Annotated in this window: 29 protein-coding genes; 5 read left to right on the top strand and 24 right to left on the bottom strand. The window is 64.4% G+C overall.

What is annotated here, in order from left to right:
* The first annotated feature begins 1 nt into the window (after window position 1).
* Window positions 2-1,120, top strand: coding sequence for an MlaA family lipoprotein (locus H9645_RS05450; RefSeq protein ID WP_425490200.1), 1,119 nt, complete (start codon window positions 2-4; stop codon window positions 1,118-1,120).
* 27 nt (window positions 1,121-1,147) lie between these two features.
* On the opposite strand, the gene H9645_RS05445 is transcribed toward H9645_RS05450, so the two are convergent.
* Complete coding sequence (locus H9645_RS05445; protein ID WP_191728710.1) at window positions 1,148-2,716, bottom strand: DNA recombination protein RmuC; 1,569 nt, start codon at window positions 2,714-2,716, stop codon at window positions 1,148-1,150.
* Between the two features lie 46 nt (window positions 2,717-2,762).
* Complete coding sequence (locus tag H9645_RS05440; protein WP_191728709.1) at window positions 2,763-3,161, bottom strand: RidA family protein; 399 nt, start codon at window positions 3,159-3,161, stop codon at window positions 2,763-2,765.
* Between the two features lie 130 nt (window positions 3,162-3,291).
* Between H9645_RS05440 and H9645_RS05435 the strand changes: the two genes are divergently transcribed.
* Window positions 3,292-4,197 (top strand): LysR family transcriptional regulator, encoded by a 906-nt coding sequence (locus tag H9645_RS05435; RefSeq protein ID WP_191728970.1) that lies wholly within the window; start codon window positions 3,292-3,294, stop codon window positions 4,195-4,197.
* A gap of 73 nt (window positions 4,198-4,270) precedes the next feature.
* Here the strand turns inward: H9645_RS05435 and H9645_RS05430 are convergent, their stop codons facing one another.
* Together H9645_RS05430 and H9645_RS05425 are read right to left on the bottom strand one after the other, a co-directional pair.
* On the bottom strand, window positions 4,271-5,053 hold the full coding sequence (locus H9645_RS05430; RefSeq protein ID WP_191728708.1) for a hypothetical protein: 783 nt from the start codon (window positions 5,051-5,053) through the stop codon (window positions 4,271-4,273).
* Window positions 5,054-5,270: 217 nt separating this feature from the next.
* Complete coding sequence (locus H9645_RS05425; RefSeq protein ID WP_191728707.1) at window positions 5,271-6,440, bottom strand: class I SAM-dependent rRNA methyltransferase; 1,170 nt, start codon at window positions 6,438-6,440, stop codon at window positions 5,271-5,273.
* Between the two features lie 113 nt (window positions 6,441-6,553).
* On the opposite strand from H9645_RS05425, the gene H9645_RS05420 reads away from it, so the two are divergent.
* The 3 genes from H9645_RS05420 to H9645_RS05410 all read left to right on the top strand — a co-directional run bounded on the left by H9645_RS05420 (window position 6,554) and on the right by H9645_RS05410 (window position 10,392).
* A complete protein-coding gene (locus H9645_RS05420; RefSeq protein WP_191728706.1) occupies window positions 6,554-7,348 on the top strand; it encodes a rhomboid family intramembrane serine protease in 795 nt (264 codons plus the stop codon).
* Between the two features lie 82 nt (window positions 7,349-7,430).
* Entirely contained in the window at window positions 7,431-8,666 is a 1,236-nt protein-coding gene (locus H9645_RS05415) for a serine hydrolase domain-containing protein (RefSeq protein ID WP_191728705.1), read from the top strand.
* Between the two features lie 31 nt (window positions 8,667-8,697).
* Window positions 8,698-10,392, top strand: coding sequence for a M28 family metallopeptidase (locus H9645_RS05410; protein ID WP_191728704.1), 1,695 nt, complete (start codon window positions 8,698-8,700; stop codon window positions 10,390-10,392).
* On the opposite strand, the gene H9645_RS05405 is transcribed toward H9645_RS05410, so the two are convergent.
* From H9645_RS05405 to H9645_RS05310, 20 genes are all read right to left on the bottom strand, one after another.
* On the bottom strand, window positions 10,389-10,844 hold the full coding sequence (locus tag H9645_RS05405; RefSeq protein WP_189499431.1) for a hypothetical protein: 456 nt from the start codon (window positions 10,842-10,844) through the stop codon (window positions 10,389-10,391). The two genes, H9645_RS05410 and H9645_RS05405, sit on opposite strands and share 4 nt — an antisense overlap.
* A gap of 76 nt (window positions 10,845-10,920) precedes the next feature.
* Window positions 10,921-11,253 carry a YnfA family protein gene (locus tag H9645_RS05400; protein WP_189499433.1) on the bottom strand — a complete coding sequence of 111 codons (333 nt, stop codon included), beginning with the start codon at window positions 11,251-11,253 and terminating at the stop codon, window positions 10,921-10,923.
* A gap of 188 nt (window positions 11,254-11,441) precedes the next feature.
* The gene (locus H9645_RS05395; protein ID WP_191728703.1) at window positions 11,442-11,714 is read right to left on the bottom strand and encodes a hypothetical protein; all 273 of its coding nucleotides are present in this window, start codon (window positions 11,712-11,714) and stop codon (window positions 11,442-11,444) included.
* A 491-nt stretch (window positions 11,715-12,205) separates the two neighbouring features.
* On the bottom strand, window positions 12,206-12,622 hold the full coding sequence (locus tag H9645_RS05390) for an OsmC family protein (RefSeq protein ID WP_191728702.1): 417 nt from the start codon (window positions 12,620-12,622) through the stop codon (window positions 12,206-12,208).
* Between the two features lie 127 nt (window positions 12,623-12,749).
* Window positions 12,750-13,043, bottom strand: coding sequence for a HigA family addiction module antitoxin (locus tag H9645_RS05385; protein ID WP_191728701.1), 294 nt, complete (start codon window positions 13,041-13,043; stop codon window positions 12,750-12,752).
* A complete protein-coding gene (locus H9645_RS05380; protein ID WP_191728700.1) occupies window positions 13,043-13,321 on the bottom strand; it encodes a type II toxin-antitoxin system RelE/ParE family toxin in 279 nt (92 codons plus the stop codon). The genes H9645_RS05385 and H9645_RS05380 overlap by 1 nt, the downstream gene beginning before the upstream one ends.
* A 697-nt stretch (window positions 13,322-14,018) precedes the next feature.
* Window positions 14,019-14,453, bottom strand: coding sequence for a hypothetical protein (locus tag H9645_RS05375; protein WP_191728699.1), 435 nt, complete (start codon window positions 14,451-14,453; stop codon window positions 14,019-14,021).
* Between the two features lie 652 nt (window positions 14,454-15,105).
* Complete coding sequence (locus tag H9645_RS05370) at window positions 15,106-16,473, bottom strand: amidohydrolase family protein (protein ID WP_225218025.1); 1,368 nt, start codon at window positions 16,471-16,473, stop codon at window positions 15,106-15,108.
* A gap of 207 nt (window positions 16,474-16,680) precedes the next feature.
* Window positions 16,681-17,523, bottom strand: coding sequence for a hypothetical protein (locus tag H9645_RS05365; protein WP_225218024.1), 843 nt, complete (start codon window positions 17,521-17,523; stop codon window positions 16,681-16,683).
* 181 nt (window positions 17,524-17,704) lie between these two features.
* Window positions 17,705-17,986, bottom strand: a complete 282-nt coding sequence (locus H9645_RS05360; RefSeq protein ID WP_191728696.1) for a hypothetical protein — start codon at window positions 17,984-17,986, stop codon at window positions 17,705-17,707.
* 457 nt (window positions 17,987-18,443) lie between these two features.
* A complete protein-coding gene (locus H9645_RS05355) occupies window positions 18,444-18,764 on the bottom strand; it encodes a hypothetical protein (RefSeq protein WP_182825446.1) in 321 nt (106 codons plus the stop codon).
* A 103-nt stretch (window positions 18,765-18,867) separates the two neighbouring features.
* Window positions 18,868-19,296 (bottom strand): hypothetical protein, encoded by a 429-nt coding sequence (locus tag H9645_RS05350; RefSeq protein ID WP_191728695.1) that lies wholly within the window; start codon window positions 19,294-19,296, stop codon window positions 18,868-18,870.
* A gap of 500 nt (window positions 19,297-19,796) precedes the next feature.
* Window positions 19,797-20,630: a hypothetical protein gene (locus H9645_RS05345; protein ID WP_191728694.1), complete on the bottom strand. Its 834-nt coding sequence runs from the start codon at window positions 20,628-20,630 to the stop codon at window positions 19,797-19,799.
* Window positions 20,631-22,137: 1,507 nt separating this feature from the next.
* Complete coding sequence (locus H9645_RS05340; protein WP_191728693.1) at window positions 22,138-22,485, bottom strand: hypothetical protein; 348 nt, start codon at window positions 22,483-22,485, stop codon at window positions 22,138-22,140.
* 553 nt (window positions 22,486-23,038) lie between these two features.
* On the bottom strand, window positions 23,039-23,449 hold the full coding sequence (locus H9645_RS14390) for a GFA family protein (RefSeq protein ID WP_484497233.1): 411 nt from the start codon (window positions 23,447-23,449) through the stop codon (window positions 23,039-23,041).
* A 580-nt stretch (window positions 23,450-24,029) separates the two neighbouring features.
* Entirely contained in the window at window positions 24,030-24,407 is a 378-nt protein-coding gene (locus tag H9645_RS05330) for a hypothetical protein (protein WP_191728994.1), read from the bottom strand.
* A gap of 67 nt (window positions 24,408-24,474) precedes the next feature.
* Window positions 24,475-24,930 (bottom strand): DUF4262 domain-containing protein, encoded by a 456-nt coding sequence (locus H9645_RS05325; RefSeq protein ID WP_191728692.1) that lies wholly within the window; start codon window positions 24,928-24,930, stop codon window positions 24,475-24,477.
* A 59-nt stretch (window positions 24,931-24,989) separates the two neighbouring features.
* Window positions 24,990-25,664, bottom strand: coding sequence for a DUF5677 domain-containing protein (locus H9645_RS05320; protein WP_191728691.1), 675 nt, complete (start codon window positions 25,662-25,664; stop codon window positions 24,990-24,992).
* Between the two features lie 110 nt (window positions 25,665-25,774).
* Window positions 25,775-26,458, bottom strand: coding sequence for a hypothetical protein (locus H9645_RS05315; RefSeq protein WP_191728690.1), 684 nt, complete (start codon window positions 26,456-26,458; stop codon window positions 25,775-25,777).
* Between the two features lie 72 nt (window positions 26,459-26,530).
* Window positions 26,531-26,869 (bottom strand): tRNA-binding protein, encoded by a 339-nt coding sequence (locus H9645_RS05310; protein ID WP_191728689.1) that lies wholly within the window; start codon window positions 26,867-26,869, stop codon window positions 26,531-26,533.
* Between the last annotated feature and the right edge of the window lie 15 nt (window positions 26,870-26,884).

Genomic DNA, 26,884 nt, shown 5'->3' with positions numbered 1-26,884 from the left:
CATGGGCATCCACCGCATGCACAGCCCGTCTTCCGCCCCGCTGCGCGCCACCGCGCTGGCGCTGGGCCTCGTCCTGCTGGCGGGCTGCGCGGGTCACGCGCCGCGCACGCCCGCGCCCGCCGACGCGCCGCCGGTGGCCGCGAGCGACGTGGCAACGCCGCACGCCGACATGGCCTCGACCGTTACGGACGGTGGGTCCTACGAGGCCGGCCAGCCGGCGCTCGATTCCACTACCGCGGGCGATGTCGGCGTGGACGGCGAAGGCGGAATCGACGGACCCGCATCTGCAGACATGGATGCCGCCAGCTCCGCCGCCACCCAGGCCGAGCTCGACTTCGCCGCGATCTACGGCGGTGAGGTCTACGACCCGATCGCCGATCCGACGCTGCCGGAGCCCGCCACCATCGGCGCCCCCGGCCACGATCCGTGGGAGAACTGGAACCGCAAGGTCCACGGCTTCAACATGGCCATCGACCGCGCCGTGGCCGAGCCGCTGGCGCGCGCCTACGTCAAGGTCGTGCCGCGACCGGTGCGCCTGGGCGTGGGCAACTTCTTCTCCAACCTCGGCCAGCCGGTGAGCGCGCTCAACGCGCTGCTGCAGGGCAAGCCGAAGCAGGCCGGGCAGTCGCTGGGCCGCTTCCTGGTCAACGCCACGATCGGCGTCGGCGGCCTGTTCGATCCGGCCACGCGCATGCGCATCCCCAACCGCAGCGAGGACTTCGGCCAGACCCTGGGCGTGTGGGGCTGGGAGCAGTCGCGCTTCGTCGAACTGCCGCTGTTCGGCCCGCGCACCGTGCGCGACGTGTTCGGCCTGGTCGGCGACGGCCAGGTCTCGCCCACGCGCCAGATCAACGACGACACCGTGCGCATCGGCCTGCAGGGCCTGCAGCTGGTCGACCTGCGCACCCAGCTGTTCGCCGTCGACCGCCTGCGCGAGGGCGCCGCCGACGAGTACGCCCTGGTGCGCGACGCCTGGATGCAGCGCCGCAGCTACCAGATCCACGGCGACCGCATCCGCGAGGACCAGCAGGACCTGCCGGACTACCTGCTCGACGACGAGACCAACCCCACGGTCCCCGTCGACGTCATGCCGATCGTGCCGGGCTCCACCCCGCCCTGATCCCCGCGCGACGCGCAGCGACCGTCGTCAGACGGTCGCGTCGCCATCGGCCGCCACTTCGGCCTCGTCCTCCGCCGCCGGCAGCGCCAGCGCCGCCCCGTCCGGCTTCAGCTCCTCGCGCAGCGCCTTCTTGCCGCGCACGCCCAGCTCCGTGAGCTTGCGCGCGCGTGCCAGCACGCTGCGGTTGGATTCATCCAGCCGCCGCTTCGCGTTGCCATAGGACTTCTGCACCGCGTCCAGCCGCGTGCCCACCTGCTCGAAGTCCTCGAGGAAGCCCTGCAGCGCATCCAGCAGCAGCCCGCCGGTCTCGCCGATCTGCAGCGCCTGGCGGTGGATGCGGTCGCGCGTCCACAGCCGGTCGACCACGCGCAGCAGCGCCATCAGCGTGTTCGGCGAAGCGAACACCACCTTGTTCTCGAAGGCGTAGGTCTGCAGCGACGGGTCCGAGCCCAGCGCCGCCGACAGCGCGCCCTCGATCGGCACGAAGGCGATGGTGACGTCGAGCGCATGCGGCCCGACCGCAGCCGGATAGGCCCGGTCGGCCAGGTCCTTCACGTGCCGGCGCAGGCCATCGCAATGGCGGCGCAGCGCGACGGCGTGCAGCTCGGGCTCGTCGGACGCATCCATCGCCTCCTGCCATGCGACCAGGTTGACCTTGCTGTCGACCACCACACTGCGCTCGTCGGGCAGGAACACCACCACGTCCGGGCGCAGCGCGCGGCCTTCGTCGTCGCGCACGCCGGCCTGGCGCTCGAAGTGCACGCCCTCCTCGAGGCCGCTGCCGCGCAGCACGCTTTCCAGGATCAGCTCGCCCCAGTCGCCGCGCACCTTGCTGCTGCCCTTCAGCGCGCGCGTCAGCGCCGCGGTGTGGCCGGCCATGTCCTGGTTGAGGGTCTTGAGCTCGGTGACCGCGCCGAACAGGGCGGAGCGCTCCTTCGCCTCTTCGCTGTAGAGCGTGTCGATGCGGTTGCGGAACTCGCCCAGGCGGTCATGGAAAGGCTTGAGCAGGGTCTCGATGTCGGCGCGGCCCTGGGTGTTGGCCGCGCGCACGCTGGCCTCGAACTGCTTGCCGCGCTCGTCGAACACCTTGCCGGCGAGCGCCGCGAAGTCGGACGACAGCCGCGTGCGCGCCTCGTCGACGAAAGCCTGCATCTCGGCGCGCGCGCGCTGGGAGTGCTCGAGGTTGGCGGTGAGCTCCGCGCAGCGGCGCTCGGCGTTGGAGCACTGCTGCCGCAGTTCGCCGCAGTTGGCTTCGGCGGCCTCGGCGCGGCGCTGCATCGAGGCCAGTGCCTCGCTGCGTTCGGCCAGGCTGCGCTCGGCCAGCCCGGCCTGCGTACGGGCCGATTCGAGCGCGGCGCGCGCGGCCTCGAGGGCCTCCGCATCGCGCTGGTGGCGGGCCCGCGCCCCGTCCAGCTCGGCGGTCACGGCGCCAAGCTGGCCCTGCAGCCGGCCCGCGGCCTCCACCGCGGCGCGGGCGGCCTCGCGTTCGGCGCGCAGTTCGGCCTCCAGCGGATTACGGCGCAACTGCGCGACGAGGAACGCGATGGCCGCGATCGCGACCACCAGGAGAAGCACCAGCACGGTTTCGACATTCATGCCGACAGTCTAAGGCGATGCGTTCGCAGCCCCTGCGACCCGGGGCTCAGGCCGGCGGCGGGATGCGCGCGATGACCTTGACCTCGAAGTCGAAGCCGGCGAGCCAGTTGACGCCGACGGCTGTCCAGTTCGGGTACGGCGCGCGCGGGAACACCCGGTCCCTCGCCTCGCTGACCACGGCGAACTGCGCCTCCGGGTCGGTGTGGAAGGTGGTGAGGTCGATGATGTCGTCCATGCCGCAGCCCGCGGCGGCAAGCACGTCGGCCAGGTTGTCGAAGGCCCGCTGGACCTGGGCACCGAAGTCCGGTTCGGGCGAGCCGTCCTCGCGGCTGCCGACCTGTCCGGACACGAACAGCAGGTCGCCCGAGCGGATGGCGGCGGAATAGCGATTGATCGAATAGAGCGCCTGGCGGCTGGATGGAAACACGGGTTCGCGGGTGGGCATGTCCTGCTCCGGTCGGTGGGGGGGGCGGCGTCCGGAGGGGTCTTCTCCGTGGCCGACGACAGGAATACCAGCCGGCGACTGATGCGATAAGACATTGGAATCCGCATGCGCTGCTGCAAGAATCGCAGCAATCATGCGCCCCTCCCTCAACGAACTCGCCGCCTTCCTCGCCGTGGCCAGCCACCGCAGCTTCCGTCGCGCGGCGGACGAGCTCGGATCCGCCCCGTCCACGCTGAGCCACGCGGTGCGCGCGCTCGAGGAACGGCTGGGGGTGCGCCTGCTGCACCGGACCACGCGCAGCGTTTCGCCCACCGAAGCGGGCGCGGCGCTGCTCGAGCGGCTGCGCGGTGCCATGCAGTCGCTGGACGAGGCCCTGGAGGCCACCTCCGCCTTCCACGGACGCATCTCCGGCCGGGTGCGGGTGAACGCGCCTCGGGTGGTGGCCGGGCACCTCGTTCGCAACGTGTTGCCCCTGGTGGCCGCGCGCTTCCCCGACGTGCGGGTCGACCTGGTGGCCGAGGGACGCCTGGTCGACATCGTCGGCGCCGGGTTCGACGCCGGCGTGCGCCTGGCCGGCTCCATTCCCGCGGACATGGTGGCCGTGCCCTTCGGCAGGCCGGTCGGCTTCGTGTGCGTGGCCTCCCCGGACTATCTCGCCCAGGCCGGCGAGCCACGCGCGCCGGACGACCTGGCACGGCATCGGCTGGTCGGCCATCGCCTGCCCGGCGGCCGGCTGTACCGCTGGGAATTCGAGCGTGCCGGGCAGGAGAGCCTGGTCGACACGGATGCCGCGCTGGTGCTGGACGACGAGGAGCTGATGGTCGACGCCGCCGAGCGCGGGCTCGGCATCGCCTACGTGGTGGACCGGGCCGCCGGGCCGGCCATCGCCGCGGGCCGGCTCAGGTGCGTGCTGTCCGACTGGATGCATGGCACCGAGCGGATGGCCCTGTACTACCCCGGGCACCGCGCCGTGCCTCCGGCGTTACGTGCGCTGGTCGACGTGCTCCGTTCGGCACCCGACCCGGTGGAAGCTTGAGCGGCCGGGTTCCGCCCGGCCAAAGACGCGTGCCCGCCGGCTGTCACCCGGCCAGCGGGCACGCGGGCACGCCTCAGAAATCCCAGCGTGCCGAAAGCATCACCGGTACCGAGATGCGGCTGCCGGTGTCGTTGATCGAGGCCAGGCCCAGTCCGCCGATCGCGCTGTCGTCGTCCTTGAGGTCGGCGATGTAGCGCACGCCGCTGGCGAGCGTGACGCTGAAGGTCTCGCCGATGGGCACGATGACGCCCACGTCGAGTCCGGCGCTCGCCGCCCAGCCCTTGTCGTAGAACGCCGCGTCGGGGATGGTGATGGCGGCATCCGGGATCTCGAACGTGGCGCGGATCTCGTTAACGCGCGCGGCGCCGATGCGCGCGCCCACGAATGGCCGCGCGGAGCCTGCGGTGCCGAAATACGTCCGGTAGCCGACCTCGGCCGACAAGGCGCTGTAGTCGCCGAAGGTGCCGTAGACCGGCAGCTCCGTGTCCAGCGCCGGCACGTAGGCGCCGCCCACCTGCACGCGGGCATCGTCTGCCTCGGTGCGACGGACCTGGCCGAAGATCTCGCTGCGGTCGCTGGGCGCGTAGGCGAGCTCGAGGCCGACGGTGCCGGCGTGGTCGTAGATGCGGTCGTGGCTGCGCGCGCCGATCCGCAGCTCGGCGTCCACGCCGGTGAGGTCGGGGTTGAGCGGACCGAGGTCGGGGATGGTGACCGTGGCGCCGTCATGGACGTCGCCGCTGACCGGCGCGTCGAGGCCGCCGACGAGGGACATCGACCAGCGCCCGGCCTCGGGACCGGCGGCGTGCGCGGAACCTGCGGCGAGCAGGGCCAAGGGGAGGATCAGCAAGGTACGCATGGGAGGCTCCGGAGCGGTGACAGGGGTCGGTCCGCAGTGGCGGCACGTCGTCCGTGCCCGCTGCGGCCCTGTCACGCTAGGCACGCTCCGGTTAGCCGCTGATCAATCCCGGGCCTGTACAAATCCTGTGCATGCAGGGCGCCCTGTGGGAGCGGCTACCGCCGCGATGCCCCGCCCCGGCCCAACGATCGATCGCGGCTGTAGCCGCTCCTGCACGTCAGTCCAGGACGCGGCAGAACACCGCCTTGAGGTAGCGCGACTCCTGCGCGTTCGCCATGAACGGATGGTCCGGGCCGGCGCCGGACACCTTCAACACCTGCACCGTGCGGTTGGAGAAGAACGCCGCGCGCCGCAGCATGTCGAGGAACTGGTCCTCGGCCACAAGCCCGGTGCACGAGAACGTCGCGAACAGCCCGCCCGGCTTCACCACCGACAGCGCCAGCTTGTTCATGTCCAGGTACTTCTTCAGCGCCGGGATCACCTGCTCGCGGTCGCGGGTCATCTTGGCCGGGTCCAGGATCACCACGTCGTACTGCTCGCCGGCGTTCGCGGCGTCGCGCAGCCAGGGGAAGATGTCGGCCTGCACGAATCGCGGACGCACGCCGTTCCACTTCGCGTTGCCCTTGGCCAGCTCGATCACGTCGGCGTCGATGTCCACGCCGGTCACTTCGCTCGCGCCGCGCACCGCCGAATACACCGCGAATCCGCCGGTGTTGCAGCACAGGTCCAACACGCGCTTGCCCGCGACCTGCCGGCTCAGCCACTCGCGGTTTTCGCGCTGGTCGGCGAAGAAGCCGGTCTTGTGCGCGCCCGCGGGATCGGCACGGAAACGGATGCCGTGCTCGGTGATCACCGCGGGCTCGGTGCCGGGCGTGCCGTGGAAGTCGAAGCTCTCCTGCTTCTGCACGTGCTCGTCGGCGAAGGCATGGAAGCGGCAGCCGGGGAACTGCGCGCGCAGCGCATCCATGATCCATTCGCGGTGGCGGAACATCCCGGCCGAGAAGTACTCCAGCACCAGCAGGTCGGCGTAGCGGTCGACCACCAGGCCGCTGAGGCCGTCACCCTCGCTGTGCACCACGCGCCAGGCGTCGCTCACCTCGTCCAGGCGCAGCACGTCGCGGCGCAGCGCCACGGCATCGGCGATCTTCCGCGCGAACCAGCCCGCGTCCACCGCCACGTTCGGGTCCGTCTCCAGGATCCGCACCGCGATCCGCGAATGGCCGTTGTAGAAGCCGCGGCCGATCCACTCGCCGTCGATGCCGACGACATCGACGATGGTGCCGGGCCTGGGCCGCGGATTCGGCTTCTCGACCAGCTTCTGGAAGATCCACGGGTGGCTGGAGCGCCAGGCGTTGCGCAGGCGGACGACGGGGAGGGCTTCGTTCATGGCGTGATTCTACCGGGTGCGGCCCTGCGCTCCCCGCGGCGCCGGTGCGGCGCGGCGAAGTCCGGCACGGCCCCCGCCCTTGCGTTGCCGCCATCCGCCGCCATGCTTCGCCCATGCACCTGCCCGTCCACGACCATCCGCCCGACTCGGCCGCCCAGCGCGCGGCCGACTGGCGCCGGTTCCGTCGTGCCGCGGGCGTCTCGGCGGCGTTCGTCGCGGTACTGGCGGTGGTCTACGGCGCGCAGGCGGGCTTCGACGCGCGCCTGTTCGCGGTGCAGCCGGGCGCCCTGCGCGGCCTGTTCGGCATCCTCACCGCGCCGCTGCTGCACGGCTCGCTCGAGCACATCGTCGCGAACGGCGCGGCGGTGCTGTTCCTCGGCACCTTGGCCGGCTGGGTGTACCCGAAGGCGTCCCTGCGCGGCCTGCCGCTGATGTGGCTGGGCTCCGGGCTCGGCGCATGGGCGCTGGGCGCGCCGGGCTCGTTCCACCTCGGCGCCAGCGGCGTGACCCACGGGCTGATGTTCCTGGTGCTCGCGCTGGCCGTACTGCGCCGCGACCGCGCCGCCATTGCCGCCACCATGATCGGCTTCCTGTTCTACGGCGGCATGCTGCTGACGGTGCTGCCGCGCGAGCCGGGCGTGAGCTGGCAGTCGCACCTCGGCGGCGCGCTGGGTGGGATCCTTGCGGCGTGGCTGTTCCGGCGCCTGGATCCCGCGCCGCCGCGCAAGCGCTACAGCTGGGAGCTCGAGGAGGAGCAGGCCGCCGCCGATGCCGAGCGCGCGGCGGCCGAGCGCGCGCAGTTCGAGCCCGCCGCCCCGGACGACGTGCCGGTGCTGTGGCACCGCCCCGACCCCGAGGCGGACGAGCGCGGCAAGGTGCTGCCCTTCCCGCCGCGCGGTCGCTCCTGAGCGGACGCGCCTGCCGCGCGGCGGCCCGGACCCTGCGTCGCCCCGTGTGCCACCGTCGGCCGTGCGCGGCTAGACTCGGGCGATGCGCCTGACCACCACACTGCTGCTGATGACGATCCTGCCCTGGGCCACAGCCACCGCGGGCGAGGCCGCCGCCGACGCCGAGGCGCGCCTGCAGCGCTACACCGGCGACGTGCCGGGTGCCGCGCTGCTGGTGCTGCGCGACGGCGAGCCCCTGTTGCGCCGCACCGTGGGCCTGGCCGACATCGCCGCCGGTACCCCGGTGACGCCGGCCACGAACTTCCGACTGGCCTCGGTCAGCAAGCAGTTCACCGCCGCCGCCGTGCTGCTGCTCGCCGAGGACGGCCGGCTGCGCCTGGACGATCCCGTGCGGCGCTGGCTGCCCGAGCTGCCCGCGAGCGCCGACGGCGTGACCCTGCACCACCTGCTCAGCCACACCTCGGGCCTGCACGACTACGAGGACCTGATGGCGGCCGACTTCCAGGGCCAGGTGCGCGACGCCGACGTGCTGTGCCTGCTGGCCGGCGGCCTGCCCTGCGCCTCCGGTGACGACGGCGCCGCCAACCACGTCGGAGCCACCTTCACCGCCGACGCCGCCGCGAAGCCGCCCGCCTCCCGCGCGGCCGATGCCACGGCCGATGCCGCCGGGGCCGACGGCACAGCCACGGACCCGGCCGCAGCCGCGGCGGCCACGGGCGCGCCCTATTTCGCCCCCGGCAGCGCCTACCGCTACAGCAACTCCGGCTACGCCCTGCTCGCCCTGGTCGTCGAACGCGCCGCCGGTCGTCCCTATCCCGAGGTCCTGCGCGAGCGCATCTTCGCCCCCCTCGGCATGGACCACAGCGTGGCCTTCGTCGACGGCCGCAACACCGTGCCCGCGCGCGCCTTCGGCCACAGCGCCGACGGTGCCGGCTGGCGCCGCACCGACCAGTCCACCACCAGCGCCGTGCTTGGCGACGGCGGCATCTACTCCTCCATCGACGACCTGGCGAAGTGGGACGCGGCGCTGTCCGACGACCGCCTGCTGTCCGACGCCTCGCGCGCGCTGGCGTTCGCGCCGCAGACCACCACGCCCACCGGCGAGGACGACGTCGCCGCCTACGGCTATGGCTGGCGCATCGACGGTCGCGGCGCGCTCTGGCATTCCGGCGAGACCATCGGCTTCCGCAACGTGATCCTGCGCTGGCCGGCCGAACGGCTCACCGTGGTGATGCTGACCAATCGCAATGATCCCGAGCCCCATGCCGACGCCCGCGCGATCGGCGAAGCGTTCCTGCGCGAGGCCGCCGCACGCTAGGCTTGTGGCCTGTTCCGCCGCCGGATCCATCATGCCCGCCGCCATCCGCCGTCGCCCGACGGCCGCCCTCGCGCTCGCCATCGCCGCCGCCCTCCTGCTGTTGCCCGGCCTCTCGGCCTGCAAGCGCGCGGACGATCCCGACGCCCTGCCGGCCCCCCCGGACGCCGCGCAGGCGCAGGACCCGGCCGCCGACCGCATCGCCGACGACGTGCGCGCGCTCGCCGACGACCGCATGCAGGGCCGCGAGACCGGCACGCCGGGCTTCGACCTCGCCGCCGAACACGTCGCCGCCCGCTTCGCCGCCGCCGGCCTCGCGCCCGGTGGCGACGACGGCGGCTGGTTCCAGCGCGTCCCGCTGCTGCGCGCCACCCTGGTGGCGGAGGGCGCAAGGTTCGACGTCAGGCTCGGCGGCCAGTCCGCGACGCTGGCCTTCCAGGGCCAGTTCCTGCCGATGGCCAACTTCAACGCCGCCGATGCCTCGGTCGACGCGCCCGCCGTGTTCGTCGGCCAGGCGATCCACGCCCCCGGCCTCGGCCACGACGACTTCGCCGGCCTCGACCTGCGCGGCAAGGTCGCGGTGCTGCTGGGCGGCGCCCCCGAACGCTTCGACGACACCCGCCGCGCCTTCCACGCCGCGCTCGACGAGAAGCTGCGCAGCGTCGCCGAACGCGGCGCCGTGGGCGCGGTGCTGGTGGGGACCGCCGCCGACGAGGTGCGCACGCCCTGGGCGCGCAGCGCCGCCGGCTGGGAGCGGCCGTCGATGCGCCTGCGCGATGCCGACGGACGCGGCATCGACACCTTCCCCGCGCTGCAGGTGGTCGCGCGCGTCAGCGCCGCCGCCGCCGACACCCTGTTCGCCGGCGGCGACCGCAGCGCCGCGCAGCTGGCCGAGCGCGCCCGCGGCGGGCAGGCCGGCGGCTTCGACCTGCCGGTGCGCCTGGCGCTGGCCGTGCGCACCCGCGTGGAGCCGCTGGACTCGCGCAACGTCGTCGGCGTGCTGCGCGGCCGCGACCCCGCGCTGGCCGGCGAGTACGTCGTGCACACCGCGCATCTCGACCACGTCGGCACCGGCCTCGAGGTCGAGGGCGACGGCATCTACAACGGCGCGCTCGACAACGCCCTGGGCGTCGCGATCATGACCGAGGCCGCGCGCACGCTGGCGGAGGGCACCGAAGCCACGCGGCGCTCGCAGGCCTTCGTCGCCGTCACCGCCGAGGAACAGGGCCTGCTCGGCTCGCGCTGGTTCGCGCGCCACCCCGGCGCCGGCGCCACCCTGGTGGCGAACATCAACCTGGACATGCCGGTGCTGACCGCGCCCAGCCGCGACGTCGTGCCGATCGGCGTCGAGCACTCCTCGCTGAAGGCCGCGGTGGACGCCGCCGCGCGCGAGGTCGGGGTCAGGGTCTCGCCCGACCCCTTCCCCGAGGAAGCCGTGTTCGTGCGCAGCGACCAGTTCTCCTTCGTGCGCGAAGGCATCCCCGCCGTCTACCTCGACGGCGGCATCGAGGCCGCCGACGCCGAGCGCGACCCCAAGGTCTCCGCCACCTGGTTCATGCGCAACTGTTACCACCAGCCCTGCGACGAAGCCGAGCTGCCGATCCACTACGGCGACGCCGCGCGCCTGGCGCGACTGTCGGCGGCCCTCGCCCGCGGCATCGGCGACGCCGACGCACGGCCGGCGTGGAATGACGGCGACTTCTTCGGCGAACGCTTCGGCGCGGATTAATCCGCGTAACGCTTCATCATTTCGTCGAACTGCGCCGGATCCAGGTGCGACGTCATCTCGGCGACCGCCCCTGCCACCCGCGGATGGCCCATCAGTCCGTCCATCGCCGACATGCCCAGCACCTCGAACGCCTTGCCGAAGGCCTCGGTGCCCTCGTACTTGATCGTGCCCGCCGACTCCGCGCCGCATGTCACGGTGATGAGCTTCGCGAACACCGCGCTGGCGTCCCGGCTCACGGCCGAGGCCGTGTCCGCGGGCACCACGGCCAGGTCGGCGGTCAGCGGATGCGCCGACATCGCCACGAAGATCCAGCGCACCAGCGCGTCGCGGTCGGCCTGGGTGCTCGACTCCTTGAGGCAGCTGGCAAGCCGCTCCTGGTGCTCGCCCGCGGCCAGAGGCGCGCTCGCGACCATGGCCAGGCCGGCGGCCAGGCCGATGATGGTCTTCCTCATCCGTGTCCCCTGTCAGTGGCGCGCGGCGACTCGCCTGCGCGTGGCGGGATGATAGCGCCGGCGCGGCCGCGCGCGCTCAGCCCTGGCGCCCGCCCAGCATGATCACCGCCATGCCGGCCAGGCACAGGCCCACGCCGATCCAGTCGGTCAGCGACGGCCGCACCGCATCGACCGCCCACAGCCACATCAGCGCCACGGTGATGTACACCCCGCCATAGCCCGCGTAGACGCGACCCGCCGCCTGCGGATGCAGCGTGAGCAGCCACACGAACGCCGCCAGGCTCAGCGCCGCCGGCACCAGCAGCCACGGCGTACGGCCTTCTCTGAGCCACAGGTACGGCAGGTAGCAGCCGACGATCTCGGCGAGCGCCGTGGCGATGAAGAGCGCGAGCACCTTGAACAGTTCCATCATCCGGACCTCTGGATCCCCGCGCCTCGTCGACCCGCCCGTGCAAGCCGGCGGCAAACGCCACGTACTCACCGAGCCTGTAGCGTTCCATGCGTCACATCGAATGAAGAATGAAGGTGATGCGCCAGCCAACACCTGTCAGGCGCCGTCATGGACGGATGCAGTGCCCGCCCGTCCAAGCGTGCAACCTACAAGAACACGACGGCAACCGCAGCCAGGCATGCCAGGCCAATGAGGAAGGTGGCGATCCGTTGCCAGGTCCTTGCCGTGCGATCCCTGGCGAGCACGTAGCCCGAGACAGGAACGACCACCAGTAGACCGGCCAGTCCTGCCACAAGTGTCCATGTAGCGGCGTTCCAGATGAGTGGATTCGCGGGATACGTAAAGAGAACCGCGGCCGCGGCAACGGAAGCGCCGATAGCCGCGAAAGTGAGAAAACCTGGAGACATGAACTTGCGCATTGCTGCCACCGACGCCCAACTCCTGAATTGATCCGACCCGCGATGCGGGTTTGCCTTGAACGCATTGTCAGGCAGCACTTTGAAACCTCTCGGCGCCGAGCGCTACCCAAACAGCCACGCAGAGGCAAACGACAGTTGCAGCACCGAAAAACAGGAGCGCCAGTTCCGGACTGCGGAAAGAGGCCAAGCCTCCAACCAGGAAAACCGCAGGCAGAAGTAGCAGCCGTGTGCCTGCACAGCGATGCAGTGCAGCAGGATCCGTGACTCGCACATAGTCCACGATGTTGAGGGGCCTTGAACTTCCGGCAGAGCGGACAGCCAAGGCGGCCACGACCAGGAGCGGCACGAGAATGAGCTGGACGATGGCGAGGATCGATCCCACGCGGTCTAGCACCTAAGCTGAGCCGAGACGCGTAGCGCAGCGAAGCACATGGCAAGCTGTACCCGCCATGTGATTTGCGTAACGAAGCGGCTTCGGCTTGAACGCATTGTCAGGCCGCGGGCCCATGCCACGCAACACGCTCGACAGCGCAACCGCGCCTGAGCGTGTTATGGATCTCGGCCAGGCGATCCGTCTCAGACAGCAAAGCCTCGACCTCGACCGCCGGCGCCGAGGACTCCACCACGGCTGAGTACGTAACGCTCTGGGCGGCAAGGCCAACACCGTTGAAGTGACCCTGTACCCGCACCTTGCAGCCCGCGATTGGGACACCCAGTCGGGAGGCTTCCCGGTACAGGTCATTGCAGTAGCAGGTTGCGAGTGCAGCCATCAGAAGCTCGCCGCCGTTTACGGCGCTGCCTCGACCGGAAGGCCTGGCAGAGATGACCAGCGGTCGCGAAGCCCCGTCCGTTGAAACGATGAGCTCGTGGACGTCCAAGCCGCTTCGGATGTGTGCAGATATCTCCATGAGGCAAAGTCCTCCAGAGCGGCCTGACACCCAAGTTAAGCCGCGCCGCAGCGGGGCGTGAAGCACATGGCAAGCTGTACCTGCCATGTGGTTTGCGCCCCGATGCGGTGTCGGCTTGAACGCATTGTTAGGCCGCGGCCAGCCTAAGTTTACCCACGCGCTTCAGGTCTACATGCTGCCGAGCCACCCACAAATCATGGGCGTCCTGCATGGCAAGCCAGCTCTCGGGGGAGCGGCCAACGGCCTTGGAAAGGCGAAGCGCCATTTCCGGAGTGACCCGACTAGTGCCCTTGAGCACGCGGCTCAGAGTCGAGGCCGCTACGTCCAGATTTTCCGCGAGCTCGCGGCCACTGATGCCGTTGGGCTCCAGGTAAACATCCGTAATGAACTCACCAGGATGGGGAGGGTTGTACATAGTCATTAGTGATAGTCCTCGTAGTCCAGGACGTAGGCGTTCCCATCTTGGAACTCAAACGTCAGCCGCCAATTGCCATTGACCGTTACGGACCAGCGCCCCCGCATTTGTCCTTTGAGCGGGTGTAGCCGGAAGCCGGGGATATCCATGTCCTCGACGGCCTGCGCAGTGTCCAAGGCAGCCAGCTGCATCCGAAGCCGCTTGACGTGGCTGGCCTGGACGCCCGAAGTGCTACCGGTCTCAAAGAACTTGCGTAGGCCTTTGTGCCGGAACGACTTGATCATGGCGGTACTGTATCATGTTGCGCATCACGCAACAAGCGGCCTAACACTTAAGTTAAGCCGAGACGCGTAGTGGAGCGAAGCACATGGCAAGCTGTACATGCCATGTGATTTGCGGAACGAAGCGGCTTCGGCTTGAACGCATTGTTAGGGCGCACCACTGCACTCTGACTCATCGATCCTTTGCGCCTCAATGGAGGCGATCCCGGCCTCAACGCTGAGTGTCAGATGCTTGCGACTTTTTGTAGCGCCCATAGAACCAAAGCATCTCGGCGAGAGCTGAACGAAGTAGGTTCCGTTAAGCCATGTGGCTAGAACTCGATCAGGCATCTCAGGGTAAACATAGCTCAAGGGCATTTCGCCCCCGCACCGAAGTAGACCCACAAGCCAGATTTTCTCATCGACTAGCTCAAACCTACCCACAGGGCCACCTATGGCACTGCAAGATTCCGCGCGTTTTGCGGCTCTAAGGCTTTCCGTTTTTGGGAGCTCGATCCAACAGCAGTTCTTGGGGAAGATCTCCCCGTTCTCTTCACCAACAACGATCGTATCAATCAATGGCCTCGTTGCCGAGGATGGAAACGCTGCCGACAAGAAGAGGAGGGAAATCCCAAAGCGAAGGAGATGTCTCATGTGCACCCTAACACCTGAATTAAGCCGAACCGCGAAGCGGTTTCGGCTTGAATGAATTGTTAGGCCTTCACCGGCTGCTGCGCTCAATTACTACGCCGCTTCCAGGCTGGGGGAACATACGAAGGTAGTAAGTCTGACCAGCACGTACTTCTACGGCCAGCTCGCGAGTAGATGAGGTTGCAGCCGCACCGAGATTGTCAGACCACGAAACGCCAAAGAGATGCTCGCCAAGTGCGGCGCGGAACTGCAGATACTCACCGGGCTTCACGCGCGCCACCGGCTTGCCATTGACTAGAAGAGTTGAGGACAAAGCGGCTCCCAGAATTCCGGGGTCGCGCTTGATTACGATGGTGCCGGCAGGCTCCCCGATCGGTGGCTCGACAATTGCGCCTGTAACGCGTTCTGCGGAAACGAGCTGATAGGACGAAATGCCAGCTACGTTCTGCGTGGCGCAGCCTGCAAGTACCAGCAGCAAACCACATGCGGCGAATGCGATCTTCATGTTGCGATGTTCTCCATTGAAGGCCTAACGCCAGAGTTAAGCCGAGACGCGTAGTGGAGCGAAGCACATGGCAAGCTTTACCTGCCATGTGGTTTGCGTAACGAAGCGGCTTCGGCTTGAACGACTTGTTAGGCCGCCGCACGCCGAGCTTGCGCTCGACCTTGCGACAACCCAACCCCTGAGCCGAACAGTACAACAAGTCTGGCCGAACGGCCTGAGGCTGGCGCTTGCCGGGGCCGAAGCCAGAACCAGCGACTCGCGCGGCCAAGAACTCTCACTGCGCGTTGTCCGAAGCCGACTCGGCCGGTCGAATCTTGCGAAGAGTCGCGCCTGTCCGAAGCCGAGGTGCTGCAGGGCTGACTGCCGATGCCTGCGCCGCGCGTGCGAGGTGCAAACGCTGCGGATAAGCGAGGCGCTACAGGTTGCCTGGAACCCGGCAACAACAGTGCGGGAAACAAGGCCTAACGCCTGAATTAAGCCGCGCCGCGAAGCGGTGTCGGCTTTGAATGAACTGTTGGGCAGCAGTGACTAGGAGTTCTGCCGCCAGCCACTGTTGCCGCCACGGCGAGAAAGAGCCAGAGCCACGGTGTCGTGAGCCCGAAACGTCATGTCGGTCGCGGGTTCACGAACCTGCCCAATCTTTTGCCCCGAGTCAAAGCTCGCCGTTGACAGAACTGGCCGAGAACCCCCAAACCAGCTTGGTTGCGTTGACCGGTGAGCGAGCCTGGGCACGGGTGAAATCAAGCAGCGCGTCGAGGCGCGGGCGATCGTACAGCCGCCCGGCCAGCAGCACGGCATAGAGGCCACGTGTGTGGGCGATGTCGTCCAGCGGATTCGCCTCCAGCAGCACCAGATCCGCAGCATTGCCGACGGCCACGCGGCCGTGCCGGTGCGTCTGCCCGGCATAGCGCGCAGCGTCCAGTGTGGCCGCACGCAGCACCTCGGCCGGCGACAGGCCGGCGCGTACCAGAAGGGCCATTTCGTCGTGGTAGCGAAAACCGCCGATCGCGGTGTCCGTGCCCACCAGCACCGGCACGCCTGCCCGGTACGCCGCGTGCGTCAACGCTAGGCCGTGCTCGAAGTAGCCCCGCAGGGCGGCCTCGCCGCGCGCGGCGGGATAGCGCACCACGGTGGACTTCAGATCGTCGCGGTACGCCCAACGCGAAAGAGGGTCTAGGAATGCCAGGCGCGGATCTCCGGTGAAGGCGGGATCGCGCGCGCGCGCATCCTCCTCGCGTGTCACGTGTGTGGGCACGAACGATGTACCCGCCTCACGCATCTGCGCGAATGCGCGCGCACAGGCTGCTGCGTCGTAATGGGTGACCATACGTTCGACCAGTGCGGTGGGCACTTCCGCGTCCAAAGCACCACTGCGCCATGCTGCTGCATCACGGAAGCAATGGCGCGCGAAGACATGGCCATGCTCAAAACTACGCTGCCCAGCTGCGACGGCGTTGTCCAGGCTCACAGCCTTGGGCAGGTGGCCGACCACAGGCATACCCCACAGCCGCGCTTCGTCGGTCAGGCGCTTGTAGGTGGCCGGCGACAGGCGGTTGTACACTTTCAGCGCATCCAGCCCGCGCGCGCGATAGTCCGCGGCGAGCCTGGCGGCCTGATCGGGCGTCATGTCGGCCCGTTCGAAGTAGAAGCTGGCCACCTCGACAAAGCGCGGACTGACCATACGGCCCTCGACAGCGGCGCGGGTCCAGTGGCGCTTGTCGGCAACGCAGGCAATCAAGGTGTCATCGCTGCCGGGGCAATCCATCAGGTCGCGGGTGCCGGTGATGCCGTTCGCGACGGCCAGGGGCAGGTGCAATTGCGGTGATAACTTGAACGCATGCGTATGCATGTCCCAGAAACCAGGAAGCAGGTAGCGGCCGTCTGCCTCTAGCACCGGCAAGTCCGGTGCTGCACGCAAGCCGTAGCCGATGCGACTGATGGTGCCGCCTTTGATCAACACGTCGGTCGGCTCGCCGGCGATGGCCCGCTCCACATCGATGATGCGGGCATTGCGGATCAACCGGCTATCGGCGGCGTCGGGCAGTGGGGCCGTTGCCGATGGCCAAAGAACGCCCAGAGCAAAAATCGCTACTAGACCCGCGACCATCCCAAGCAGGTATCTTAAGAAACGTCTCATGGAAAACCTGTCAGTCCCTTGCCAACGGTGGATGCTGCCTAACAGCAGAATTAAGCCGAGCCGCGAAGCGGCTTCGGCTTGAATGAATTGTTATGTGCGCAGCCGAGCAAGATTGGACCGCAGTTCTTCTGCGGCAGCGCGCAACACCTGGAGGCAGATCTTAGCGGTGTGCTCGCGAGGCGAGAAGCCGGAAACCATCTGCTCAAACGGGTGGATATAGTTCCGGAAATCCCTGAGGGAGTGACTGAATTTGTGAGTGTCATGCTCGACTAGGCGCAGGTCGCGTGCGACGTCGATGAAGCTGCTTAGTGACCAGTCTTGGAAGCGTTTGACCTTCCCGTCCGCGTGCTTTGGCGCCGCCGATGAGGTGTTAAAGGCCTTCGGGTAGCTTGTGGCGAGACCCAGTAGAACGCCTTCAAGTGTGCTCCCAGCTAGGAGGATGACGGCTAGTGGCGATCCTGACGTGTAGCAACGCTCAATCTCTCTAAGACGTTGTTCGAGCACACCAACTACGGAGGGCTCCAGACCGAGCCCACCGAAAGTGACGTTGTTGAATTCTCGGCTCAGGAACGCGTCTTCCTCCTGCTTCGGCGCGGGCGGCTCCTGAATCTCGATCTTGTCGAGCTTCTTGAAGCGAAGCTCGGCCCCATCACGCTCCAGCCGCCACTTATCAAAGACAAGGTATTGGTTGAACTCGACCACGAGCGTATCCAACTCGTTCAAGCGCCCCACGAAGCTGGCCGGTGAAAAAACCTCGCGGATGCACTGATCTAGTTTCGGCGTTCCGTTGAGCTTAGCCAGACGATCATCGGTGTATACCCAGCGGGATGGGAACCCTTGGCCATAGCTGTCCTGACACCCCAAGGCGTTGAAGAATCGCACGAGTTGCGGACCCGACCGGTACTGGGTTCGCTCGTTGATCATTTCGCGCAAGCACTGGAGCGTTCGTTGACCAAGCACCATATCTCGACGCACTCCCCATGCGCACATAACACCTAAGTTAAGCCGAGACGCGTAGTGGAGCGAAGCACATGGCAAGATTTTCCTGCCATGTGGTTCGCGGAACGAAGCGGCTTCGGCTTGAACGCATTGTTAGGCCGCGCTGGACGGTGCATCACACGGCCTTGGGATAAACGCGACGCTTGCGACGCAGCGGACGAGACCGCCCCTCAAACACCTCGACGGCAGCCAGGCAAATAGCTTTGTCGATGGTGAGATTGCCTGATAGAAGGCGGCCAGCCAATACACTGATCTGGGTGTAAGTGTCCGGCGACATGTCCAGCAACATCCGTGCGACATCCGGCTCCCCGTATGCGACAAGCTCCACGGCCAAATCTTTCGGGTTGAAAGATACGCCGCCAACGCCTTTGTCTAGCAGATCAAGGAGGTTTGTCATGCGGCCTAACGCCAGAATTAAGCCGCGCCGCGAAGCGGCGTCGGCTTGAATGAATTGTTAGCGCCCACTGCCGCAGCGCGCTATCAGCTCTTCCAGAAGAGCCCAAGCTTCTCCTGCGTCGGCCCCGGCATCCACCTCAGCCAGTAGCTCCTCCTCGGACACGTCTGAATCTGACGTGGATGCTTTTGGAACAAGCGACTGGAGCCTTGCCGCCTTGCTTTCAGCCTCCGCCATCTCTCGCGGCGAACAACCGTCTGGAAGCGTTGCTAACGGCCGCGATGCCTCTGGGCTTGGAGCAGAGGTGCAGCCTGCAATCAGAGCTATCAGGACAAATGCCGACTTTCTCATGGGCGCTAACACCTAAGTTAAGCCGAGACGCGTAGTGGAGCAAAGCGCATGGCAAGCTGTACCTGCCATGTGCTTTGCGTAACGAAGCGGCTTCGGCTTGAACGCATTGTTAGGCGCGCCCCGCCGGTGTGCCAAGCGCGAACTCCTTAACGCCAGCCGCAGCGAGCTGTGCCCGGGCCTCCGGATCCTCCGCAACCACGCGGCGAAGCGTGTGAAATACGTAGGTGCGGCACAGACCTGGCCAAGCGACAAGCATGTAGAGAGCCCCGGCAACCAGCCAGTCCGGGCGGGTCAGCGGCTTCCAGCCGCTGAAGTGTGCGACGGCGGTGTAGGCCAAGACACCCAACAGAACCCAGCGGAACCACGCCCAGAAGCGGGTGCCCCACAGTACGTTCTTGAAGTGGCGAATTTCCGAGTCTGTCAGTTTCACTTCACGCCTCCTTGCGGTGCAGTAGTGCGCCTAACACCAGAATTAAGCCGTGCCGCGAAGCGGCATCGGCTTGAATGATTTGTTAGGCCTGCGGCCCATGATGCTACCCAAAGAAGAACCCATCACTTTTGAGGAGGTGGTGAACACTTGCCGGGTTGAAATAGCACTGCTCTTCGTACATGACCTGCCGGCCACTGTAGCTGTAGATAAGCTGCGATTTGCCGAACGTGATCAAAAGATCCTGTTGCCCTGGCAGGCAGTTGGATGCCTTAGATGCTCGTAGGCTGGCGAGAACTGGTTCCATGAAGTGGTGACAGTTGGCGCCGCAAGACCGCCGAACTTGAACGCTAGCCTCGGACTGGATTTTGCGAGCGTCGTAGTCGTAGTCCTCGGTCCGGGAGACAAAGTAGAACGAAACAGACGAGGATGAACGCAACTGTTGCTCAATAGCGTCGGCGGCAGATCCAGCATGTGCAGCGCACCCGACGAGGAGCAGCAATCCGGCACCGGCTATTGCAACAAGCAGCCTCATACTTTGCTCCGCAGGCCTAACACCTGAGTTAAGCCGCGCCGCGAAGCGGCGTCGGCTTGGACGAATTGTTAGGCCTCAAGAGTGCCAGACCTCAAGCGGATCATGCCCGTCGAAGCCGGACAGCTCCAGCGAACTCGGATCCCTTCCCCAGGCCAGCCAGAAGAGGCCTGTTTCCGGGTCATACAACAGCCAAGAGTCGTTCCAGCCCAAGTCCTTACGCGCTAGAGCATAAGCCTGTATGGAACCTTGCGTGACCTTGCACGATTTGGCGTGCGCGCCGGCTGTTGCTAAGACCAACTGCGGGGGGTCGACTAATGCGGCCATGAGATCCGCACGCCACCTCGGGACCTCCCCTAGGTCATCTTTCACATGCGGAACCGCGACGTGCGCGGTCTCATCGAGTGCGTTGTTTAGAGCCTTCAAGAGCTCGTCTCGAGTCATCTGAGGTCTAACACCAGAGTTAAGCCGCGCCGCGAAGCGGTGTCGGCTTGAATGACTTGTTAGGTTGCTGGCCTGTTGTATGAAACAGCAGTTGCCATAAGAGCTTCAAGACAGAAACGGCGGTAGAACTTCACGAACGCCATGAAGCACAGATATGACACTACCGCCAAAGCGAGCAACGCAGGCCAGGCAACCAACCCCTTAACGACCGCGTAAGCGGTGGGCCAGAACGCAATAACAACGATGAGCGACATGTTGCGAAGGAATCCAAACAGAGCTACGTAGTTCTGCATTTTCGGAAGGTGGTGCGGCGCATTCTCAACTGCATAGTGGTAGGCAAAGCGAAAGAAGTCGGTGCCATACGCCTTGCCATGTTGTGCGGGATTCTCAACGCCACCTACAACTTGAATCAGCTTATAGACTTTCTCCCTGATGATTTGTATAAGCAGATCATCTAGCGGCTTTGCATAGAGGTCGCGCATGCCAAGCAACCTGCCAAGGACAAGGTCCATAAGAGAGATAGGAAGGATCAGAGCGAATACTGCGGAGCGAATGACCGCTCTGACTGCGGGATGTCTATCTGAGTGGAAGTAGCCGGCTTGCGAGACCCCAAGCAAGTACTTGGATGGATAGCCCATTGCCCAGATTGAGTATCGCTCGATTGTCACGGATGAGACAAAGCTAAGAAGGTGTCCGATCGCGTAGGCAAACAGGACAAACGGCACGTAAGCTTCTGCCTTTTCTAGCCCGGCCTGAGCCGCAACATCATGGAACGTTGGTGCGCCTGGCCAAATGATCTTGCCGAAGTATCCGGCGATGTAGAGAAGAATAGCCCCAGGCGTGAAGTAGCCTAAGAAGTCGTAGAGTGAGAATGGATTCTGCTTGAGTTCCATAGTTGCTCCCCCAGCAACCTAACACTAGAATTAAGCCGTGCCGCGAAGCGGCATCGGCTTGAATGACTTGTTAGCGCGCATTACGGCATCCTGGGGCAGTAGTTCACATCCTGCCCGCCGAGCCAAGACTGTAGCGCTCTCTGCCAATCTCGCGTCCGAGACTTGTTGCCTAATGAGTAGCCGACCTTGACGTCTACCCGACTCCCGCTTCCCGTGCTTGTAAAATCGACGACAGACATCAGGTGGCCCAGGCTGCTGTTGATCTGAATGGAGGGAGGCCTTGCAGGGGAAGGCGGGGCGGCAGCAATGATGAAGTTGGCCGCATCAGCCCAACAATGCACCGCGCTCGATTGGATGATCGCGAAGGCGTCGGTGACTGATTTGTCAGAGGTCCAAGTAGCGGACCCGGCACCGTCGTTGGCTCGTAGATTTGCAGCACTTTGAACGCAACCCGTCAGCAGAACGCAAGCGGTTGCGACGACTTTGAGTTTGCTCACTGTGGTCCTCAGAGCACTTGAAGGAGCGCTAACACCTAAGTTAAGCCGAGACGCGTAGTGGAGCGAAGCACATGGCGAGCTGTATCTGCCATGTGCTTTGCGGAACGAAGCGGCTTCGGCTTGAACGCATTGTTAGGGCCCACCCAGAGCAGTCCCGGCGAAGAGTGCCACAAACGGCGCTACGAGAAGCACAACTGAGACCACAAACAACGCCGGGTCTGTGGTGCGTTGACCGGGATGCCGGCGATGCCAGCGAAAGCTCATGTATGTGCCAATTGCCAGAAGCAGAAGCGCCAACGGGTACGCAAGTACACCGAGGTAGAAAATGGTTGCACCGTCGCCCCAAACCTCTTGGCCTGACGGGCGGAAAATGAGCATGTACCAAAGAATGTAGGCAACTAGGAACGCGCTGGGAGCCCAGGAAGCGACGAGAAACGTCTTTGACCAATTGCGACTCTGCATCAGTGGGCCCTAACACCAGAATTAAGCCGCGCCGCGAAGCGGTGTCGGCTTGAATGACTTGTTAGCCGCCGGCTTGGGCGGTGGTGGAGGTACTTCACCCCGGTGATGAGTCCCGACTTGTCGAACTCTCAACGGGGCGATTGCTCCTGGATATGCTCCGCCGTGACCTTTGTTCTCCCGATCAAAGACTCCCACTATCACCAGCTCCTTTTGGTGGAACGTTGCGGGATCCAGCGGGCTGATCTTGCCGTCTTTCCTCGTGGGGGTGAGCCACAAGCATCGGTTGAGGTTTGAGTCGATGTCATCCAGCGACTGACAGATGAAGTTCGCTTCCCACCTCATAACCGCGAATCCACGAACCTCAACTATGGCGTTGTTGTAGCCGCGTGATGCTCGAACAAGCTGCTCAATACTTGCTGATTCAGGAGATACCGTTACTTCGGCAGCACAGCTGCAGAGAACCACGAGAAAGGGTGCGAGAAACCTGGTCATGAGGCTAACGCCAGAATTAAGCCGCGCCGCGAAGCGGCGTCGGCTTGAATGAATTGTTAGGCACCATCTTGAGCTCCAGCGCTTACCTGGGCAAGGTGCTCACGGACTTGAAGAAGCGAATGAAAGAATGGGTTTGGCTCTAGCCGCAGGGTTTCATCGAGCGCCTCAGCTAGATCCGCGTGATGCTCTGGCAATGCAGGAACCAGCCGGTAAGTGCCATTCTGGACAGAGAACCAGCCCCGTTTGTTGGGTGTAATGAACTCCGCCTCTAGTGGCGATCCGTCAGCCGCCCAGAACAGCCAAGTAGCTGCCTCAACATCGAGCCCCTCACAATACGCAACGGCCTCGTTCTCGGTTGGGAAGACGGTGAGTGCTCTTTCTTCGGTCTCGACGGCAAAGATCATGGGGCCTAACGCCAGAGTTAAGCCGAGACGCGTAGTGGAGCGAAACACATGGCAAGCTTTACCTGCCATGTGTTTTGCGTAACGAAGCGGCTTCGGCTTGAACGACTTGTTAGGCCGCCGCACGCCGCGCTTGCGCCCGACCTTGCGACAGCCCAACCCCTGAGCCGAACAGTACAACAAGTCTGGCCGAGCGGCCTGAGGCTGGAACTTTCCTGGGCCGAAGCCAAAACCAGCGATTCGCGCGGCCAAGAACTTTCACAGCGCCCTGTCCGAAGCCGACTCGGCCGGTCAAATCTTGCGAAGAGTCGCCCCTGTCCGAAGCCGAGCTGCTGCAGGGCTGACTGCCGATGCCTGCACCGCGCGTGCGAGGTGCAGACGCTGCGGATAAGCGAGGCGCTACAGATCGCCTGAAACCCGGCAACAACAGTGGGGAAAACAAGGCCTAACACCTAAGTTAAGCCGAGCCGCGTAGTGGAGCAAAGCACATGGCAAGCTCTTCCTGCCATGTGCTTTGCGGAACGAAGCGGCTTCGGCTTGAACGCATTGTTAGCCCTCAGCCCGCGGGAGGGAACTCCGCATGACGGGGCAGAGTGTCCGCGAACTCCGCCCAAGAAAGATGCTTGGAATGCCAAAAGTGAAACTGCGGTGCGATCGCGGCCGGCTCGTCCAAGCTGCCGATGGTGATGTCCACCAAACCAGGAATGTACGTTGCGGAGAAGGAGATCTGCGTACCGCAGGCCCCACAGAAGCCCCGCTTCCCCTCCTCCGATGAAGCGTAGAACTTGGGCTCGCCCTGAACAAAGGTCAGTTGTGGCTCCTCAAACATGGCCCAAGCGACTGCCGGTGCTGCGTTGGCCCGCCTGCACATGGAGCAATGGCAGATTGCCGTCATAAGCGGCTCGCCCGCGATCCGATACCGGACGGCGCCACACTGACATCCGCCCTCGAACTTTGTCTCTGTCACGATGATGCTCCTATGAGGGCTAACACCAGAATTAAGCCGCGCCGCGAAGCGGCGTCGGCTTGAATGACTTGTTAGGTGCCATTGCTTACTTGCTCCGGGTGGACTCCAAGAACTCGAACAAGTCAGATCTGTCTGAGTCGTAGGAGAAAAAGAACTGATGAGGCTCGCTCCCCTCCAGAAACAGTATCACCGGTTCCTTTGCACGGTAGGCAGGAAGCCAACGTCCGCACGTTGTTCTGCCTGTAACCTCGAATGAGCGCCTAGTGGTGAATGTACGACCAGAACTGTACTGACCTTTCCAACGGATCATTGATCTCCAAAGAATGGTCTCTCTGACGCTACCCTCATAGCCAGGAACAGCCGCCTGCTTTGGTTGGTACGAGCGAGCAACAGGGATTGCAAAGACAACATCTCGGCTCTCCCGGTACATCTTCTCCGGCGGCTGTATCACAATGGAACAGGCGCGGGCGTCTTCGCAGAGCAATGCTAGAAGAATCAGTCCAAGCGCGAGAAGTCTTCCCATTGCACCTAACACTTGAATTAGGCCGCGCCGCGAAGCGGCGTCGGCTTGAATGAATTGTTAGGCCGCAGACGGATCACTATGAACACACTGGAGATCCGACCAGCGACCACCTGAGTCTAAGCAAGCATCCGAGGCGATGAACTCGCGGATGTATGGAAAGGCTATAAGAAGAACCGCTGCCACCAGTGCCACTACAGCATAGCGGCTGGCAGGGCGATCGCGGCGCAGCAGGACGAACAGACCGACTCCCGCCAAGAAAGATGCGGCGGCCCAGGCCAAACGGTTGCCTGCGACAAATAGCCAGCCGCCTGGGTTGGGTGAAGGCGGCCCGCCCGCGACCCATGCAGCAAAAATGGCACCGTTGAGCTGCAAAAGGCCCCAGACAATCCCGGCGGTCAAGAGAATCCATCTGAGCATCTTGCGGAAAACTCTCATGCGGCCTAACGCCTGAGTTAAGCCGAGCCGCGAAGCGGCTTCGGCTTGAACGAATTGTTAGGGCGCGTCACCGGCTGTCTCCCGTCAAGAGTGGCTGATTGGCACGAAACCATTCACTTGCATGTTGGTCCCAAGGCCAGACGCCCGCCGTGCTTGGCCAGATGAGCTGAAGCGCCTCAAAGTCTGGGCCGCCATGCAGCCAAGTTGCGGAGCGCATGTACTCCTCGCGATGCTCACGAGCCACCGGGCCGAACTGCACCGCGAAGCCCTCCAAGAAACCGAGATACAGAACACCAGGTACGAATCTTTCCCCGGCCTTGACGCGACGGTTGTACTCGTTCACCAGCCAATGGCCTATCTCTCGCTTGAGGCCGACGACGATAAGCTCCGGGGCCATCGCTGTTTTGGCGATGCCAATGGAGTACGCGAAGGGCGGCTCGTCGCCCTTCGCATCGAACACTGAGGTGACACTGCAACCGTGCTCCTCAATGTGTGAATGTATGTTGCGCTCGTACTCTTCCATTAGCGCCCTAACGCCTGAGTTAAGCCGTGCCGCGAAGCGGCATCGGCTTGAACGAATTGTTAGGGGTGCACATTAGCACCCAGCCCAAGCAGCGATCGAATCTCTTCATTGTCTGGCCGACTCCGATGCACAAGCCAGCGAACACCTAAGTGCCCGAGCAAGATGGAGAAGACGCCAACTACGCCCAATGTATTCGTCGTGGTCAGCGCGCTTGAGCCAGAAACATTGTTGCCGTGGGAGTGCATAGATTGAAACCGGTAGAACAAGTTGTATATGCCATGCAACCCAGATTGTTGTGCCATAGCCTCAAGCGACACTTGCTTTTGTCCACGCTCTGCGCGCCCGCTCGCAAGGAACTCGGCAGTGAAGTCGTTTCCTTGCCGATCAACGATCTTTGCTATTCCAGTTCGTGCATTGACTCTGAAGATCGTCTTTACCTGCTCTGTAGAGAGAGCCAAGAGATGCTTTGCATTGTCAGAGGAAAGTGTGGCCCAGTGGAGCTTGAGCGATAGCTCAATGATAGAGCGCACAAGGACATTAACAGCAAGCTCGTGGGGGCCAACAGCAAGACTTGCGCATGAGGACATAAGCTCACTTCCGGCCTTCAGGGACTCCCGAACAAAGGCATCAATTTCCGGGTGAAGTTTGTCTTTCGCATCCATTGATGCTCCGGCCGACATCGCTCCAGACCGTAGCATCAGATCTTCCGCGATGGCCTCGACGTTACTTTCCATGCACCCCTAACACCTAAGTTAAGCCGAATTGCAGCGCGTAGCTGGCAACATGGCAAGCTCTTTCTGCCATGTTGACGGCGTAGCGATGCAATTTCGGCTTGAACGCATTGTTAGGGGGCTGTGTTGAACGCTTCAGGGTTGTACTTCCGATCGAATTTGGATGGGTCGATGGTCTTCCCACCTTCGATAAGCTTGTCGGCTTGCCCGTCGGCCTCTTCAAGGTAGCGACAAAAATCCTCGTGTGCCTTAGTGAATGGCGACAGGTCGGGTCCCTGCTGATTCCCTAAGTGGTACTTGACCTGCCATAGCAAGGAGGCACAGTGAGAGTATTCCGCCTTAACTTTTTCACCCCAAATGCCGCCGGCTTTGACAATTCTTTCGGACATTCCGTTCTCGGCGTGCTCGTTCTGTATGTCAGTCGTGAGCATTTTGAGCTCCTCAACGCCGGTATTTACCTGATCCACGAGGCTGTGAATCATCTGGAAAGAAAGCCGCTGATCTTGATTGAGCGATAGCAGCGCATCTTTGTAATAGTTCTTGTAGATAGGATTCGAGATGCCAGTGGAAGTTGTATTTCCAACTCCTTGTGCACCGACGATTTGGAGCTGCCTGGAGTAGAACATTTGTAACCGGCCGACTTGCTTTTCAATGTCACGAAGTTCTTCAATAAGCAGCTTCGCGACTTTACGTCGTTGCGCCCATGTCTTAGCTGCACTAGTGAACTGAGCGAGGATCCAACCCGCGAAAGCCGATGCTAAGGCGATTACGAGTTTTATGAGGTCAGCTTCGTTCATTCGTGGCCCCCTAACACCAGAATTAAGCCGTGCCGCGAAGCGGCATCGGCTTGAATGACTTGTTAGCCGCCACTACAGCAGCCTCGTACCAAGTGGAACTGCCTGATCGGGCACGCAGAGCGCGACCTCCCCCTGCTCATTATGGAACCCGGTCACCAGACACTCGGACATTAAAGGGCCTACCTGCTTGCGAGGGAAGTTGACGACGGCTACCACCAGCTTGCCGACAAGCTCCTCAGGTCGGTAGAGCGCCGTGATCTGTGCGCTGGACTTCTTGACGCCAAGGTTCTTGCCGAAGTCCACGTGCAAGACATAGGCGGGCTTTCGCGCTTCCGCAAACACCGACGCGCTTACGACCCGGCCAACGCGCAGCTCAACTTTCAGGAAATCGTCGAAGCTAATGGTTTCCACGCAGCTCTCTCTCAC

Origin of the sequence: Luteimonas colneyensis (genome assembly GCF_014836665.1) — a bacterium.
Taxonomy (GTDB): domain Bacteria; phylum Pseudomonadota; class Gammaproteobacteria; order Xanthomonadales; family Xanthomonadaceae; genus Luteimonas; species Luteimonas colneyensis.
The sequence above is the reverse complement of the archived record's forward strand: the minus strand, read 5'-3'. Positions and strand labels throughout refer to the sequence as shown.